Raw genomic sequence first — 16,935 nt, forward strand, 5'->3', positions numbered from 1 at the left:
TGAATAGAGGTTACTTATTCAGGTTCTATTGAAGTAAACCAACTTGCGTCAGAGGTTGTGTTTTCATAGCACCTGATAAGGAGCGTTGGTGAAAATACAATAGTCCATCCGATTTGAGCAGGGAACCTTGTGACGAGTTTTAAGACTTTTGAGATGACCTCTTTTCTTTTGAGGCTATTCCTTTTAATGGTGGGGCGGTAGCTCAATGCTCCGTGCGGTGAGAAGAGTGTCTAGTTAAGCTTGTATTTCTTGGTTTCGCTACCTTTAAAGCCTAAGAAAAGTTCTCCATACTGTTTTATGGATTTGTAAATGGTGGGTAGTATATCATTGCCTGATTTATGTATGACTCCATATAGTCCCTGTCTCTCCACCAGAAAATAGCCATTAGACAACGGTACAATACTATCGAATGATGGGTTTTTGATGATCTGACCATCACCAGAGGCTAGCCCGATTTTTGAATCGGCATACAATAAAAAGTAGTCTTCAATTCTTTCGATCAGGTCATAGTTCAGCGAAACTACCGCTTGGCCATTAATGTCTATGATTCCCCAACGGCTTGCACTTTCAACAATGGAAAGGCCATTTCTGAAGGCCTCCACTTGGTCAAAATTTGGTTGGATAATGAGGGTTTCGTCTTCATTTACAAAACCCCATTTCCCAATGAGTTTCACAGAAAATAAGCCTTCACTGTATTGACCCACCTCTTCGTAGCGGTTGGCTATGGTAAGTTGTGCTCGCGTATTAATGAAACCCCATTGCGCATTTTTCCGAATTGGAATAAAATCGTTGAGTTGCTTTCCCAAGGAATCAATGGAAGTGTCCAGCGCAAAAGCCTCTTGGTCAGTAGGTTTAAAAAAGAAACGCTTACCGTCCCTTTCCAGCAGCAAGGTGTTGGGGTCTATGGAAATTACCTTTTGGTAGTGGTGTTCCAAAAGAGGAGTTCCATTGAATTGGTATAACCTATAGGTGCCATCGGGACTCATTTTTACAATAGCTCCGGAAGAGTAATTGAAATCAGACTGGTCTCTGTATATAGGTTTTCCATACCAGTCAGCCAGTCCCCATTCAGTTCCTTGTTTATAGTAAACGTACTGCTGGTCTATAAATCTTAAACTGTCATAATAGGGAGTCATTATCCATAAACCCTTACTGTTAATCATTCCATAATTACCATTATAGTAAGCAATGGCTCTGTCGCTTGTAAACTCAGAGAGGTAATCGTACAGGAAGGGAGTTGTTTCTTTACCGTTTGAGCCTAGAAGGCCTATTTTATCATTCCTTTGGGCTTGAAAGTAGCCATTGTTCAAAGAAACGATGGATTGGTAGTTGAATAAATTGATTTTTTTACCCCTATAGTCAAAAACAGACCAGTTGTATCCATCGGCCTGGCTTATTTTCCCGAAAAATACTTCATCATAAAGCTGCACTTCCTCAAACGAATCACGGAATAATGACTTACCATTGACGTCATAAACATTTAGACGATTGTCATTTTTGTTTCTGGTAACATAGCCGTGCCTTCCGGCTTTTATTAATTCTTGATCATCACTAAAACTGAGATAATTGGCTGCCAGATCGAGTAGGCCTACATCGTTATGAGACTTAGACACAAAGTGCCCATTGCTTAGCACCTCAATCGTGTTGAAAAAGTGCGATCTCGTAAAGCCCTCTGAGGAATACTCGTCCCACTGAGGGTAGGTGGAGGCTACAATATGATTGTCCTCTATGTCGATTCGCGAGTAATCCATTGGCACTACGGCCTCAAGGTTATTATTGAGTAATCCAAAATGATTATATCTGGAGACTTTAAAATAGTTGGTTCCGAGAACCTCTATTCTATTGTAGTCGAAATGAGTGAGCCTTTTACCTTTATCATTAAAAATAGCCGTGAGACCATCCTTGCTTGAAACGGCCAGAAATTGATTGATAGGGGTGATTTGTATGTGTTCTATTGGTATGATGACGCTTCCTCTTTCACTGATATAGCCCGTTAGGTATTGTCCACCTTTTTTCTGAGTAGCTATCAGACCTTCGTGAGCGGGTGTAAGCTTGCTATATTCCGTAGGAACAATCATTTTCCCACGACTATCAATTACTCCATACTCCCTTAAAATGCTGTGCTGAGCTTTTTGTGAAACTATAATATGACCCTTGGGGGTTGGGAAAAGGTCTTGGTAGAGATGCTGTGTTACTTTAGAACCATCTGTATTGATAAGAGCCCACTTTTCGTTTTTTCTTGCCCCAAGCACTCCATCAATTACCTGAAAGGTATGGTTTGACCAGCCAAGCGCTTCGTAGGTAGGGGGAATTATTACCGCTTGTGTAGCCGACTCCTTGAGGCCCACTTTTCCGTTTTCGGTAAAGGGCTCATACTGATTGGCTGCGGCTTGCCATGGGCCAAAAAAAAGAATTAAGAAAACGAAGCCTCGAAAAACCATAGAAGTGATCTACCAACCCGAAAGCTGAGAAAAAAAGCTTTTATAGTAAAGGCTTATGCAGTAAAAGGAACTATTGTTTTACCGGATCTTTTTCCAGGTTGAAAAGGTCGTTGAGGACATCAATGAGCGTTTCTGCCTCTCCACGCTGACAAGCGGCCTTTAATTGCAGTACAGGAAGCTTCATAATCTTGTTTGTAATGCTCTTAGAAAACTTATCGGCAAAGGCTTCTACTTCCGGGCTGGCGTTCTTAAGGTGCTTTTTGAGTTCTTCCTGACGGATGTCTTCAAGCGCTTTTTTAAGTTTATGTATGGTGGGTGAAACCTCCATTTCGCGAGACCAATCCAGAAATTCGGTCATAGATTGGGCTATAATAGCTTCTACCTGGGGTATGGCATCTATTCTTTTTTGTACCGCCTGAGAAGTCTTGTCGTTGATTTCATCAATATTGTACAGACTCACCCCCTTAATGGATTCCACGGCCGGTGAAATGGAGCGAGGTATACTCAAATCGATAAAGTATTTCAGGCCATTCTCAGGCAATACTTCCAGGTCGTTAAGGTCTATAAAATCTTTTATGGGCAGGCTTGAAACAACAATGTCATACTCGGCCAGTTTGTTCTTTATGCCTTCAAACTCCGTTTTGCCAAAGCCACATTGCAGGGCAACTTCATTGAGTTTATCAGTGCTGCGGTTGGTAAGAGTAATTTCAAATGCGGAACCCATTAGGTTTTTCGCCAGGTCTTCGCCAATCTCGCCTAAACCAATTACGAGGATTTTAGCATCTACAAATCCTTGAGCAAGGGTTTTTATAAGCTCAGCGGTTGCGTAAGAAACACTGGCAGCACCATCCCTAAAGGCTGTTTCTTGTACTACTCGTTTATTAGCAAAAAATATGGTGTGCAGTAACCGGTGCAGGTATGGCCCGGCTGTATTGGCATCGGCCGCCATTTGGTAGGCTCTTTTTATCTGATTGATGATCTGAAGGTCGCCTACAACCTGGGCTTCCAAGCCAAGAGAAACCCTAAATAAATATTGAGCAGCATCTTCCGATTTGTCAATACTATCGAAGTATTGAGCGTATTGAGAGGAGTTGGTTAACCCTTTTTTCGCGCACAGAAAACCGATCAGTTCGTTCGAAAGGTTATGAGAGTGGCTGTAGTAAATCTCAGTGCGGTTGCAGGTAGATAGCACCATAAGGTCGCTCACCTCAGCAACTTGAACGAACTCTTCCAAAAACTCTTTGGCTAGAGCATCATCTATCGAGAGCACTTCACGTATTTCTACCGGTGCTTTTTTATACGATAAACTAAGAACTTTAAAACCCTCTCTCATTCTAATTTGCGCCTACCTCTTCTAATACGCTGTGCAAAAATAAACCCTACTCTCCCGTTAAAAAAGTGATCAATATCAGTGTTTGCTATTTAGAATCATTCTACTTAACAAAGTACTGGTATTATAATATTCCTAAATTAAGAATTTTTTATCTTAAAGCACGCAATTAAATAAACGCCAGCATGATCAATCGTGCTAAACAACTCTTTTTCAGGCTTATAAGTTTCAGTAAAACAGAGGCAAAAGGAACAGTGGTTTTGTTTGTCCTGATAGGTTGTTGCCTTGTTGCTCCAAGGGTCTATATCCGCTTTTCAGGCAGGACTTATGATAATCAGGCTGATCGTTTAAAGCTAGATAGTCTTTTAACTCAGATTGAGGCTTTTCGGGATACCATGGTTAAACCAGAGGTAGAACTGAAAAAATTTGATCCCAACCAAGCCTCTGTAGATGACTTGGTGGCCGTGGGTATTCCTCGCTTTTTGGCTCAACGTATTGAGCGATACAGAAATGGAGGAGGGTTCTTCAGAGTAAGAGATGACCTTTCAAAGATTTATGACTTCCCCGATTCGCTTTTTTTGGTGTTAGAACCATTTATTGATTTACCCAGACAACCAATTGGAATACAGAAGAAGGCTGTCGTTAGGAAGTCAGAGAGCCAAAAGAGAAACGAAAGCGCCCGATGGGTGGAGCAGGTAAGTCGGTTTGAAGAGCCGGGGCTTATGATTGATATCAATAAGGCTGATTCGGCTGATTTTCAACAACTACATGGCATTGGCCCGGGTTATGCTGGTCGCATGATAAAGTTCAGAGAAGCATTGGGAGGGTTTCATTCCGTGGAGCAACTGGCTGATTTATATGGTATGAGCGACAGTCTCTATCTACAAATCAGAAGCTTTTTGCATGTAGCCGACTCGGTAACGCTTAAAGCGGTTCCTATTAATATAGCCACCTTCAAACAACTTAACAGTCATCCTTACATAAGCTATGAACTGACTAAAGAAATATTGATGACCAAGAGCAAATATGGTAAATTCAAAACTCCGGAAGACTTGAGAAGGCTTAGTTTGCTAGACTCTTCTACCCGGATGAAGCTAATACCATATATTAAGTTCTAATGCTCAAAATTCTAAGTGCCAGCCAAATTCGACAGGCAGACGCCTATACTATAAAGCATGAGCCAATTACTTCATGGGCCTTAATGGAAAGGGCTTCTCAGGCCTTTGTCGATGAATTCTGTACACATGTTTCGATGGAGCAGACCATTACCGTAGTGGCAGGTATGGGAAATAATGGTGGTGACGGATTGGCTATTGCCCGCCTTTTACGAAACAAAGGATATCAGGTGAAGCCTGTGTTGCTTCAATGGCAAGGTAAGCTTAGTGAAGATTGTGAGAAAACCCTGACTAAGTTGAGTGATGTGGTGCAGGTAGTTTCTCCGGAAGACTTCAGTGCTCCCAAAACGGATGTGCTTATTGATGCTATATTCGGCTCCGGTCTCAACCGGCCCGTTACTGGCGGTTTGGCTAAGGTAATAGAACAGCTTAACCGGAGTTCGGCCATGCGTATCTCGGTAGACATTCCTTCCGGTTTGTTTGCTGATGAAGTAAATGGCGAAGGTGAGATAGTGAGGGCAGATATGACCATCACTTTCCAATGCCCCAAGCTTAGTATGCTTCTGCCTGAAAGTGGAATCTACGCGGGAGAGTTGAAAATAGTAGATATAGGGCTACACAGGGCTTTTGTTGAGCAGTTAGGAGGTCATTACCACTACATCACAAAAGCAGTGGAAAAGCTTTTTCCTCAACGGTATAAATTTCAGCATAAAGGAAACTTTGGTCATGTGCAGGTGTTTGCCGGTAGTTTAGGGAAAATAGGGGCTGCCTATTTGTGCGCCAAGGGAGCCATGCGAGCCGGGGCGGGTCTTCTAACTTTGCATGTGCCACAATGCGCAATGGCAATACTTCAGACCAGTTTACCCGAAGCCATGCTCACTCTGGATGATGACTATGCGCACATTAGTTCGTCAGGAATTCTTGATAAGACCAACGTGGTTTGCTTTGGCCCGGGGGTAGGTACACACATCGCTACGGTAGAGGCTTTGAGGGGATTGCTGGAGTCATATTCAGGGCCACTGGTAATTGATGCTGACGGTTTAAATATACTTTCAGAACATAGTGAGCTAGCAGATATGCTTCCTGTCAATACCATAATTACTCCTCATGTGGGTGAGTTTCACCGGTTGTTCGGAGAACACTCGCATGGTTTGGGCCGTATAGAGACGGCCAGGCAACAGGCCATGAGGAGAGAATGGATTATAGTACTAAAGGGAGCCCACACAGCAATTGTTGCGCCAAACGGTAATGTTTATTTTAACTCCACCGGTAATCCGGGAATGGCTACAGCAGGTAGTGGCGATGTGCTGGCCGGAGTAATCAGTGGTTTACTCGCACAGGGCCTCAGCCCACTAGAGGCGGCTCAGCTGGCTGTTTACTGGCATGGTAAGGCCGGAGATGAGGCGGCAAAAAATGTAGGAAAACTGTCATTGATGGCATCAGATTTGCTAGAATTCTTACCGACATCGAATCTTAACGTTTAGAACATGTGATTTATTGAAAAAAAACTTACATTTATCTAAACCTTAAACACTTAATAAGGGTCTAACTAAATAATGAGGGTCTTCAACCATCACATATCGCTTTTCAAATGGCTGCTTACGTTGGCGCTGGTGCTGCTTGCATATTCTGCTTCTGCACAGTCTAAGGCTTTGGCTGGAGCAACCTCAACCAACCCCAACGAAAAGGTGAAAGTTGGAATTTTCCCTAATCCAACATCCGATTTTCTGAACATTGATCTTACCAAGCTAGATTTGGAGAAGCCTCAATTCGAGATTCGAAGCATCATAGGAAGTAAAATGACTGCGGTAGTAGAGGATAATGGACCTAAAAAGTACAAGGTTGATGTGCAGTCTTTTCCCAGAGGGTATTATTTGGTGATTGTACGAGACGATCGGTCAAAATTTCAACAAACGGTTCGATTCAGCAAGAAATAGTTGCTTTGATAAAAAATATAAAAGCACGCTAACGTTCGGTTGGCGTGCTTTTCTTTTTTGAAGTAAGTAAGGCTTAAAATTCTGCGTTGCCCGGAGTGCGCGGGAAAGGAATTACATCTCTAATATTACCCATGCCCGTTACAAAGATCATCAGTCGTTCAAAGCCCAGGCCAAAGCCACTGTGGGGTACAGTTCCGAACCTTCTGGTATCGAGGTACCAGTCCATTTCCTCGTGCGGAATCCCCATTTCCGTCATTCGTGCACTAAGTATATCCAGTCGTTCTTCACGCTGTGAACCTCCAACAATTTCGCCTATGCCCGGAAAGAGTATGTCCATGGCGGCTACCGTTTTGTTATCGTCATTCATACGCATATAAAAGGCTTTAATTTCCTTTGGGTAATCCGAAAGAATAACCGGCTTCTGAAAATGCTTCTCTACAAGGTAGCGTTCATGTTCAGACTGGAGGTCGGTGCCCCAACCTTCAATGGGGTATTGAAATTTCTTCTTTTTATTGGGGTTAGAGTTTCTGAGTATATCAATTGCTTCGGTATAAGAAACTCTTTCAAATTTATTCTCTACAACAAACCGCAGTTTGTCGGTAAGGCTCATGGCACTTCGCTCGTTAGCAGGTTTGTTTTTCTCTTCATCAAGAAGCCTTTTTTCCAGAAAGGCCAGGTCGTCTGCACAATGATCAAGGGCGTACTGAACCAGATACTTCAAAAATTCTTCGGCCAGATTCATGTTATCTTCCAGGTCATAGAAGGCCATTTCAGGCTCAATCATCCAGAATTCGGCCAAGTGTCGAGTGGTGTTCGAATTTTCGGCTCTAAATGTAGGGCCAAAGGTGTAGATTTCACCAAGGGCCAATGCTCCCAATTCGCCTTCTAATTGTCCAGAAACAGTAAGATTGGTTTCTTTACCAAAGAAGTCTTCGCTAAAATCTACAGAGCCATCTTCTTTTAATGGAGGGTTTTTGGCATCAAGCGTGGTTACGCGAAACATTTCCCCGGCACCTTCAGCATCGCTGCCCGTAATAATAGGGGTGTGCATGTAGTTAAACCCTTTGTTGTTGAAGAATTGATGCACAGCAAAAGACATGGCATGGCGCATGCGCAGGATAGCGCTAAATGTGTTGGTTCTTGGTCTTAGGTGAGCTATTTCGCGCAAAAACTCAAACGAGTGTTTCTTTGGTTGCAAGGGGTATTTCTCAGGGTCGGCTGCGCCAAGCACCTCTATAGTTTTGGCGTGTATTTCTACAGCTTGGCCAGACCCCTGGCTTTCTACCAGTTGCCCGGTAACAGCCAGGCTAGCTCCGGTGGTTACAAGTTTTAGCACGTTTTCCGGTATGGTATTCGGATCGGCCACTACCTGGATATTGTTAATGGTTGAACCATCGTTTAAAGCAATAAAGTTTACGTGTTTATTGCCTCTTTTGGTACGTACCCAACCTTTAACATGCACGTCCATTCCAGTGGAGGTGCTTTTTAGTAGTGCGGAAATCTTAGTTCTCCTCATTTTCATAGTTCCGAATTGTGCTATTCAAAAAGAAGTGCAAAGCAATCATTTTTTAAGGGGATTCACAACTTATTCATGGCCAAATACATGAGGAGACAGAGGGCTAAAAAGACCTATGCTTTTGCATAGTTTTATAGCCTGGGGTGCTGCAATGCCCGATTTTTAAAAATTGCATGATTTTTGTTAAAAAGTGTTGCTTGTGTCTTCAATCTAAACGTCTTTCCTTTATCTTTGAGTGAAAGGTCAGAAAAAATTACCGCATGCAAAAACTCAGTTTAAGTCAGTCCTTAAGCCAAAAGCTCTCACCGCAGCAAATTCAGTTTATAAAACTGTTGCAGGTGCCAACTGCCGAGTTGGATGCTCGAATTGAAGAAGAGTTGGAGTTAAACCCGGCTTTGGAAGAGGGGAGAGAAGAACCTGAAAACTTGCAGGAGAGTGAGGATTTTGACGATAATTTTGACGACAACTCATCGGATGAGCTGAATGTAGAAGACTATTTGGCAGATGATGATTATTCCGGATATAAAATGCAAGGCGATGGCAACTACAATGACGATGAAGATCGGGAAATGCCAATTGCTATGCAGGCCAGTCTCAATGATCAGTTAGAGGCGCAGCTAGGATTTCTTGGGCTTGATGAGCGGCAGGAGAGAATCGGTAAACAATTGCTGGGAAGTATTGAATCTGACGGATACATACGTAGAGAGCTAGAGGCTATTGTAAATGACCTTGCCTTTTCTCAGAATATTGAAACTGATGTGGAAGAGCTGGAAGAGTTGCTTTTGGAAATTCAAAAGTTTGACCCGCCAGGAATTGGAGCCAGAAATCTACAGGAGTGCTTGCTTATTCAGTTGGACAGAAAGAAAGAGGACAACGAGGGAGATGAGGAAATGGAAAGGGTGCTTGAGGTGGCCTATAACATTGTTTCGCTTTGTTTCGATGAATTTACCAAGAAGCACTACGACAAAATAATTAAGAAGCTCAATCTTGAAGATGAAGAACTCTTTAAAGAGGCTATATCTTCTATTACACGCCTAAATCCAAAACCAGGTGGGGTTTCCGGTGGATTGGTAAAAACTCAGTACCTCATTCCGGACTTTTTACTTACCAATAATAATGGCAAGCTCGATCTTACACTAAATTCCAGAAATGCTCCTGAGCTTAAGGTGAGCCGCTCATACAGCGAGATGTTTAGTGCCTATGACAAGAGCGATAAGAAGGATAAGAAACTCAAAGAAACGGTAACCTTTGTGAAGCAGAAGTTAGATGCTGCCAAGTGGTTTATAGATGCCATAAAGCAAAGACAGAATACACTGCTAAGAACCATGGAGGCCATTGTTAAGTATCAGTACGAGTTTTTTCTGGAGGGAGATGAGACCAAGTTGAGGCCTATGATTCTGAAAGATATTGCCAACGAAATTCAGATGGATATTTCTACCGTTTCCAGGGTGGCCAACTCTAAATCCGTACAAACAGACTTCGGTATATTTCCTCTGAAATACTTCTTTAGCGAAGGTATTTCTACCATGAGTGGTGAAGACGTAAGTAGCAGAGAGGTTAAGACCATATTGGCAGAGCTTATTGATAAAGAAAATAAGAGAAAGCCTCTTTCAGATGATAAACTAGAAAAGGCGTTGAAGGCCAAAGGCTATAATATTGCCAGACGTACGGTGGCCAAATACCGAGAACAATTAAACATTCCTGTAGCCCGACTAAGAAAAGAACTCTGATTTGAATTTTGCGGCCAAGCTTATAACCTATCTGATTCAACCACTACTAATGCCTTCAGTGGTTTTTTATACCATACTTTTTCACTTAAGAGATAGTAGTAATCTCACCAATAATGGCAAACTAACTGTCGTAGGGCTGGTGTTTATCACCACTTTTGTAATTCCGGCTCTCACAGTGGTAATGTTCAAAATCACTAAGGTTATAAAGGACTTACACATGAAAAATAGAAGAGACAGACTAATGCCATTCTTGTTTATTTCTATTTTCTACCTCATTGTAACTTTTATGATAGAAGGGCAAGGCTGGATGACTCCATTGCTGAATCTGGCATTCTTAGCCATAACGGTGGTAGTGGTGGCTACCAATGGAATTACCTTTCGTTGGAAAATTAGTGCTCATGCTGCCGGAGTTTTTGGTTGGCTGGGGTTTGTTTTGGCGCTTCAGAGAGCCTATCCAAGTACGCATGAACTCTTTCCGGTGCTCTTGGTTAGTCTCTTGCTTTGTGGCCTGGTATCTTGGGCTCGTTTATATTTGAATGCTCACACACCCAGAGAAGTTTTGGCCGGAGCAATGCTGGGCTTTGGGGTGTGTTTTGGTTCCATATCCTTATTTCTGTAGACTATGTACGAATTTATTAAATACACAATTGCCAATGGTGTGGCCACCATAACGTTGAACAGGCCGGAAGTGTACAACGCACTGAATAACGAGATTACCTTTGAGTTACAAGACGCCCTAAAAAGCGCTAAGAAAAATGATGAGGTAAGGGTTCTGGTGTTAACCGGTGAGGGGAAGGCTTTCTGTAGTGGGCAAGACCTGAAAGCCTCATCGAAAGAGCCAAACAGGTCTTTTTCAGATTCACTGCATAAGCGCTATAACCCCATTATACAGGCCATTCGCAATATGCCCAAGCCGGTAATTTGTAGGTTAAATGGTGTGGCGGCCGGTGCCGGTTGTTCGTTTGCTTTAGCATGTGATCTGATTGTGGCGGCCGAAAGTGCCAAGCTTATAGAAGTATTTGTGAATATCGGTTTGGTACTAGACTCAGGCTCGTCTTACTTTCTTCCTCGGTTGGTAGGTTCGGCCAAAGCCTTTGAGTTGGCCACTATGGGTACACGTGTTGGAGCAAAAGAGGCCGAAGCCATGGGGCTAATTAATAAATGTGTTGCCGATGATGAGCTGGACAGTGCGGTGAAAACCTACACCGACTATTATGCAGCTGCCCCCACAAAGGCCATTGGTCTTATGAAGGCTATGCTTAACAAATCGCAAAACGCTACACTTTCAGAAATGCTGGAGTACGAAGCATATATGCAAGACATTGCAGGAGCCTCGCACGATTATACGGAAGGCGTTCAGGCTTTCCTGGAAAAAAGAAAGCCCAACTTTCTGGGCAAGTAAAAAATTGTTTTAGAAGAACCCGAGGCACCCGCACTAACCTGTGGGTGCCTTTTTTATTAGAAACCTGTCAGAGAAACTCCAAAGGTGAAGTTTCGGGTATTTTCTCCTCCGGCAGGTGCTACATCAAACTTATCGGACAGCTCATAATAGCCAAAGAGGCTAAAGCCACCAAAGCCTACTCTTCCCTGAACACCGTATCTAAAACGAGTTAGACCATAGTCAGCTCTGTTCTTTACCATGTGGTTTTCACCGGTGGTATCTTCCCACTTGTATTTGGTAAATGAAGAATACAACATGCCCACTTTGCCACCAAGTGCAGCTCTAAAGCCTCTTGAGTATTGGTTTTTGCGCTTATAGAATCGTATTTCTAGTGGAATGTCTACGTAGTTGGCAGCGAATTTAGATTTACCAAATTCGAATACATTGCTTAGTTGATTAGTCAATTGGGCAGGGGCCACCACCAGGTTGCCCGTATTGTCGAGTGAACTGGTCAATGTATAGTTATCTTTTAAAGAAAATTTTTCGAGGCCTAAACCTAGTCCGGGAGTAAAAGTGAATTTACTGTTGCCTATGGGAAGATCGTAATAGTAAGTGATGTTTACCGTTTTTGACTCAAAATTATTAAGTCTCAGATTGTCAGGCGCATCGGTCCAATTGTTTACCCCAACATCAATAATCAATGCTCCGGGAAGGTCTGGTCTTTGTGCCTTGGCAACATTTCCCAACATGAACAAAACAACGATGGCTAACGCAAATTTTTTCATAGAATGTCTCGATTTGAGCGGTGGCAAAGTTAGTATTTTTTAAAAGTTATAATAGTGCTCTTTTGCAAAGAAAAAGAATTACATACCTTTGCAGCCTATTTTAACGGACTTTAACCAAAGTCATTGTACGGCCTCGTAGCTTAACTGAATAGAGCACCTGATTACGGCTCAGGAGGTTCCAGGTTTGAATCCTGGCGAGGTCACCAAAAAGCCCCCAACTTTTGGGGGCTTTTTTTATGGCCGCATCATCCTGTTTTTTTACTCCCAATTCCACCTAATTGTCTTCTAAGTGTGTCTGAGCCATGTCACAGAAGAAATACGCTTGGTTAGGTGTTGTGCCTGATTTCTGTCAGAGAATATACCATCGGCTCTATTTATGTTACCACTTACATAAATAGATTGAGTGATAATTTGCTCAAGTGTTACATTCAGGTTAAAGGTCAAAAAAATGATAGCATATAAAGGTCAACACACCATCCACAAGATGGGTGGTCAGATTTATTGGAAGTCGGATAATGGAGAAATGGAAGGAATCAATAATGGTTTTGCCCTTTTTAGCTCCAGCAATCTGTATGGCGAAAACCAGAAAACGAGGTTTTCTGTGCGGTTTGGAATAAGCGGCACACAGGAGTATCTCATTGAAGATAAGCTGCTCCAGGTCAATCAGCAGCAGTTTTTGGTAATGAATGCGGGTACCAATTACACGGTTAGAGCCCAGAACAATGAGGATGTCACTATGTTGGCGTTCTGTTTCAACGAGTCTTTTGTCAAAGACTTTGTGAACTTTCATATGAACAGTGAAGATGAGTTGATAAGCCAAAACGGTATCTACGACTTAGTAGGTTCTGTGCCCGAATTTCCGTTGCACACTTTTTTTGTAGATGAAGAGGTGCGGCCCGTAATTCGCGATATTATTCACGCCAAACTTTATCTTTCAATCGATGAAATAGACGATTACTCAATCTTCAATCGAATTCTGGAAATGGTCTTTGCCGACTGTTCTTCTCAACTCACCCACTTTGAAAATCAGAATATTGTAAAGCAGTCGACTAAAGTAGAGTTGTACAAGCGGCTTTCTATTGCCAGAGACTACATTCAGGCTCATTATTGCGAAGAAATAAACCTCAATGAGCTATCGAGAGTAGCTTGTCTTAGTCCTTATCATTTTCACAGAGCATTTAAGAAGACTTTTGGAATAACCCCTAAAAAGTTTGTGACCGCATTGCGCATGGAGCGTTCCAAATGGTTGCTTCGTCATAGAGAAAGCAATGTACAAGCTATTTGCAATGACGTAGGTTTTAAAGATGTAAGCTCTTTTACCCGACTATTTGCCAGTTACACAGGCTTAACCCCCTCGGCTTACCGCAATCAGCAGGTGAGTGCCTATGCTATTTCTGCCTGATACTGAACATAAGCTTCCTTTTGTGGTTTTGTATGTCAGCCGACAGAAGCTTTAAATCCCGGTGTATTCCGGGATTCATTCTTTCTATCATTTGTTTCTTCGAGGCATTCTGTTTCATTTGGAGTGCCAAAGCGGCTTAAATCTGCATGGCCGATTAACTTCGTATGTGCAAGAAGCCAAGCTTAGGTACAGTCCATTTTCAGAATGTTTACTTATTAACCTATGTCAAAGACCTATTATAATTCAGAAGACCTCAAAAAGTTTGGAGACATCACCGAGTTTCAGAAAGAAATGGGAGACAAGTTCTTCGATTGGTACGGAGCTGTGTTTAAGCCCGGGGCTCTTTCAGCTCGCGAAAAATCCCTTATTGCTCTGGCAGTATCGCACGCCATTCAGTGTCCATACTGTATAGATGCTTATACCGATGCCAGTATGAAAAAAGGAGCCGATGAAGAGCAAATGATGGAAGCTGTACATGTAGCCGCAGCCATTAGGGGCGGAGCATCATTGGTGCATGGTGTACAAATGATGAATAAAATGAAAGAAAAATTAATGTAATCTATGTCTTTAGCCACTCTCAAAAGAACAAATCACTGGTTGTCTTCTCCGCAAGAGCAGATAAAAATATTAAGCGATCATCAGAAAATTGGTATCCCCAGTTTTGAGCAAAAGCTGAACGAATCGGGGGTTCATAGTCTTAGGCCTACGGGTATAGATGTGTTTCAGGTCAATGTGGGTAAAATGTGTAACCAGGTATGTAAACATTGCCATGTAGATGCCGGACCTGACCGAAAGGAGATTATGACCCGCCAAACCATGCAGCAGATTATCGATGCGCTTGATGGTATGCCGGTTAAAACAGTGGATCTTACCGGTGGTGCCCCGGAAATGAATCCTGACTTCAGGTGGTTTGTAGAGCAGTTTTCTGAGAGAAATATAGAGATAATTGTACGGTGTAACCTAACCATTATATTGGCCAATCCTAAGTACCATGATTTACCGGAGTTTTTCAGGCGACACAAAGTGAATGTAGTTTCTTCTTTGCCCTCTTTTACCGCAAGAAGAACTGATGCACAGCGAGGCGATGGGGTTTTTAATAAGAGTATTGAGGCTCTGAAGATGCTAAATGCCGTAGGTTACGGAAAAGAGAATACCGGTCTTAAACTAGATCTGGTCTATAATCCTTCAGGAGCCTATCTGCCGGACGATCAGGCGGTGTTGGAGCAGGAATATAAACATAAGCTAAAAGACGGTTTTGGTATTGAATTCAACCAACTATATGCCATAACTAATCTGCCGGTGAGTCGGTTTTTGGATTACCTGCTCAACTCAGGCAATTACGAAGAGTATATGAGTGAGCTGGCCAATGCTTTTAACCCGGTTGCAGCAGAAGGAGTAATGTGCCGAAACATGATTTCCATTGGCTGGGATGGCTATTTATATGACTGCGATTTTAATCAAATGCTTGAATTAAAGTTGAACCATGGTGCACCAAATCATATTAGCGACTTTGACTGGCAGAAAGTACTCAACAGAGAAATAATTATTAATCAACATTGCTTTGGGTGTACGGCCGGAGCAGGGTCCAGTTGCGGAGGAAGCACCACCGCCTAATGTCCATGTGGTGGCCCGGTGAGGTTGGGGAGGAGCGGTTGAAGAAAGGTTGACTAGCTGTGCTTTCATAGTTGTCGATCGATCCGGAAGGCTTTATCACCACTTGTTCAAGGAGTTTTAAGTTCGCTTCCCTTGAAACACACCTATTTTTCTTATTTTCATCGGTTAATAACAACCGAAAATGAGAACTATTGAAGGCAACGAAAAGACCAAAGAAGGAAAACTTAGGCGATGGGTGGCCAATCTGCAATTGGAAAGCTGGCAGTTGGAGCTGCTCATAACGGGTTTTTCTATTTTCTTGCTGGCTAGCGGCTACGATGAATACCAGCGGTTCAAAGAAGCTTTGTACTTCGATAAGTTGGTAAAGATGAACGACAGTACTGTGATTTTCACGGCTGCCGGTCGGTTTGTGCTCAGTTCCATTCCTTTTCTTATTCGCTTTTTTCTCATTAGTCTCTTACTGCATCTGCTGCTTAGAGGGTTCTGGATTGGTATTGTGGGCCTGAGTTCGGTTAACAATGCCATAGACTTTGAAAAGCTCAACCTCAAAGGGCCCTTTCGTAAGTACTTGCCCGCCAGGGTGAGAACCTTAGACGACCTCATTTTCTTTATCGATCAGATATCCAGTGTCATTTTTGCCTATACCTACCTGTTGGTCTTTTCTGTGCTATCGGTGGCCTTAGTAGGAGCCTTTCTGTTCATTTTATTAGGTAGTATTAATATTCTGCCACAGTATATTGGCAATCAGGCTGTTTTAGGTATAACTGTTTTTACGGTGATGTTGCTGGCCATGCTGCTATTGGTGGCAGCCATTATTTTCTTTCTGGATACTCTTCTCTTTAGTGCTTTCAAAAAATCCCGATGGTTTTCATCCATCTATTTTCCGCTCTATAGGCTCTTTAGCATAATAAGCCTGTCGTTCATTTACAGAAGCATATATTATCACCTCATCACCAATTACAAGAAGAAGCACATTGTGAGCGTTAGTGCTACGCTGCTAGTGCTTTTGCTTTTGTCGGTGCAGTTCGGTAAATGGGACAGATACATGTATTTTCCCCATCAAAACGGAAGCAACCGGTTTATTGTAAAAAATGATGTTTATGACGATGAAAGGGGTAATGCCTATATAAGAGAGGCCAGTATCCCTTCCAAAATAGTAGGTTCGGACTTTCTTCCTCTTTTTATTCGCTACAGCCCTGAACAAAACACCAGTTTTAAATACTTCTGCCCTGAGGTGAATTTTTTGAACGATGAAGTGACTATCACCGATGGTATAAAGGCCGGTATGGCTTCGGCTCAAGATACTATCCACACCCTTAGCGAACTGATGTACGATGCCGGGTCTTTTGAAGAAAAGCTGGCCAGAGGATTGGCCTGTGTTCAGAAAAACTACGAGGTATATTTAGACGATGAGTTGGTGGAAAATGACTTCCTTTATACCACTCATGGCAACAGGAATGAGAAAGGTTTTTTGCAAATGCTGGATTTAACCGAGATAGAACGGGGTAAGCACGTGATCTCCATCAAGCGGCTCGACTTTCAGGGCAATCCCATGATTCAGGAAATGTCAGACAGTCGCTTTAAAATGGTTGATATGCTGGAAATAGTATTCTGGAAAGAATAAGTAACCGCTAACATAATGAGCAAGAATTAACCTGTTGGGGCTTAGTATATTAATGCTTGC

At 42.6% G+C, this 16,935-nt stretch carries 14 protein-coding genes and 1 tRNA gene; 11 read left to right on the top strand and 4 right to left on the bottom strand.

The features are described 5' to 3' along the window. Nucleotides 1-230: 230 nt before the first annotated feature. Together IE164_RS11525 and hemA are read right to left on the bottom strand one after the other, a co-directional pair. Complete coding sequence (locus IE164_RS11525) at nucleotides 231-2,441, bottom strand: WG repeat-containing protein (RefSeq protein ID WP_189630387.1); 2,211 nt, start codon at nucleotides 2,439-2,441, stop codon at nucleotides 231-233. A gap of 70 nt (nucleotides 2,442-2,511) precedes the next feature. After that, the gene (gene hemA, locus IE164_RS11530) at nucleotides 2,512-3,774 is read right to left on the bottom strand and encodes a glutamyl-tRNA reductase (RefSeq protein ID WP_189630388.1); all 1,263 of its coding nucleotides are present in this window, start codon (nucleotides 3,772-3,774) and stop codon (nucleotides 2,512-2,514) included. Between the two features lie 182 nt (nucleotides 3,775-3,956). Here hemA and IE164_RS11535 point away from each other — a divergent pair, with 182 nt between their 5' ends. The 3 genes from IE164_RS11535 (at nucleotide 3,957) to IE164_RS11545 (ending at nucleotide 6,823) form a co-directional block, all read left to right on the top strand. Continuing rightward, nucleotides 3,957-4,889 carry a ComEA family DNA-binding protein gene (locus tag IE164_RS11535; RefSeq protein ID WP_189630389.1) on the top strand — a complete coding sequence of 311 codons (933 nt, stop codon included), beginning with the start codon at nucleotides 3,957-3,959 and terminating at the stop codon, nucleotides 4,887-4,889. After that, complete coding sequence (locus IE164_RS11540; RefSeq protein ID WP_189630390.1) at nucleotides 4,889-6,370, top strand: NAD(P)H-hydrate dehydratase; 1,482 nt, start codon at nucleotides 4,889-4,891, stop codon at nucleotides 6,368-6,370. The genes IE164_RS11535 and IE164_RS11540 overlap by 1 nt, the downstream gene beginning before the upstream one ends. A gap of 72 nt (nucleotides 6,371-6,442) precedes the next feature. Next, nucleotides 6,443-6,823 (top strand): T9SS type A sorting domain-containing protein, encoded by a 381-nt coding sequence (locus IE164_RS11545; protein ID WP_189630391.1) that lies wholly within the window; start codon nucleotides 6,443-6,445, stop codon nucleotides 6,821-6,823. 73 nt (nucleotides 6,824-6,896) lie between these two features. Here the strand turns inward: IE164_RS11545 and asnS are convergent, their stop codons facing one another. Next, on the bottom strand, nucleotides 6,897-8,345 hold the full coding sequence (gene asnS / locus IE164_RS11550) for an asparagine--tRNA ligase (RefSeq protein WP_229838646.1): 1,449 nt from the start codon (nucleotides 8,343-8,345) through the stop codon (nucleotides 6,897-6,899). A 254-nt stretch (nucleotides 8,346-8,599) separates the two neighbouring features. Between asnS and rpoN the strand changes: the two genes are divergently transcribed. The 3 genes from rpoN to IE164_RS11565 are packed head-to-tail and all read left to right on the top strand — an operon-like array spanning nucleotide 8,600 to nucleotide 11,471. Then, a complete protein-coding gene (gene rpoN / locus IE164_RS11555) occupies nucleotides 8,600-10,069 on the top strand; it encodes an RNA polymerase factor sigma-54 (protein WP_189630393.1) in 1,470 nt (489 codons plus the stop codon). A 49-nt stretch (nucleotides 10,070-10,118) separates the two neighbouring features. Beyond that, nucleotides 10,119-10,688, top strand: coding sequence for a phosphatase PAP2 family protein (locus IE164_RS11560; protein WP_189630394.1), 570 nt, complete (start codon nucleotides 10,119-10,121; stop codon nucleotides 10,686-10,688). Nucleotides 10,689-10,691: 3 nt separating this feature from the next. Then, complete coding sequence (locus tag IE164_RS11565; protein ID WP_189630395.1) at nucleotides 10,692-11,471, top strand: enoyl-CoA hydratase-related protein; 780 nt, start codon at nucleotides 10,692-10,694, stop codon at nucleotides 11,469-11,471. A gap of 56 nt (nucleotides 11,472-11,527) precedes the next feature. On the opposite strand, the gene IE164_RS11570 is transcribed toward IE164_RS11565, so the two are convergent. Beyond that, nucleotides 11,528-12,235: a porin family protein gene (locus tag IE164_RS11570; protein WP_189630396.1), complete on the bottom strand. Its 708-nt coding sequence runs from the start codon at nucleotides 12,233-12,235 to the stop codon at nucleotides 11,528-11,530. 129 nt (nucleotides 12,236-12,364) lie between these two features. Between IE164_RS11570 and IE164_RS11575 the strand changes: the two genes are divergently transcribed. From IE164_RS11575 to IE164_RS11595, 5 genes are all read left to right on the top strand, one after another. Next, nucleotides 12,365-12,441, top strand: a tRNA-Arg gene (locus tag IE164_RS11575). 242 nt (nucleotides 12,442-12,683) lie between these two features. After that, the gene (locus IE164_RS11580) at nucleotides 12,684-13,637 is read left to right on the top strand and encodes a helix-turn-helix domain-containing protein (RefSeq protein ID WP_189630397.1); all 954 of its coding nucleotides are present in this window, start codon (nucleotides 12,684-12,686) and stop codon (nucleotides 13,635-13,637) included. A gap of 222 nt (nucleotides 13,638-13,859) precedes the next feature. Further along, nucleotides 13,860-14,195 carry an arsenosugar biosynthesis-associated peroxidase-like protein gene (locus IE164_RS11585; RefSeq protein WP_189630398.1) on the top strand — a complete coding sequence of 112 codons (336 nt, stop codon included), beginning with the start codon at nucleotides 13,860-13,862 and terminating at the stop codon, nucleotides 14,193-14,195. Nucleotides 14,196-14,198: 3 nt separating this feature from the next. Next, on the top strand, nucleotides 14,199-15,251 hold the full coding sequence (gene arsS, locus IE164_RS11590) for an arsenosugar biosynthesis radical SAM (seleno)protein ArsS (protein ID WP_189630399.1): 1,053 nt from the start codon (nucleotides 14,199-14,201) through the stop codon (nucleotides 15,249-15,251). A gap of 181 nt (nucleotides 15,252-15,432) precedes the next feature. After that, entirely contained in the window at nucleotides 15,433-16,875 is a 1,443-nt protein-coding gene (locus IE164_RS11595; protein WP_189630400.1) for a hypothetical protein, read from the top strand. The last annotated feature ends 60 nt before the right edge of the window (nucleotides 16,876-16,935 follow it).

Origin of the sequence: Roseivirga thermotolerans (assembly GCF_014653175.1) — a bacterium.
GTDB lineage: Bacteria > Bacteroidota > Bacteroidia > Cytophagales > Cyclobacteriaceae > Roseivirga > Roseivirga thermotolerans.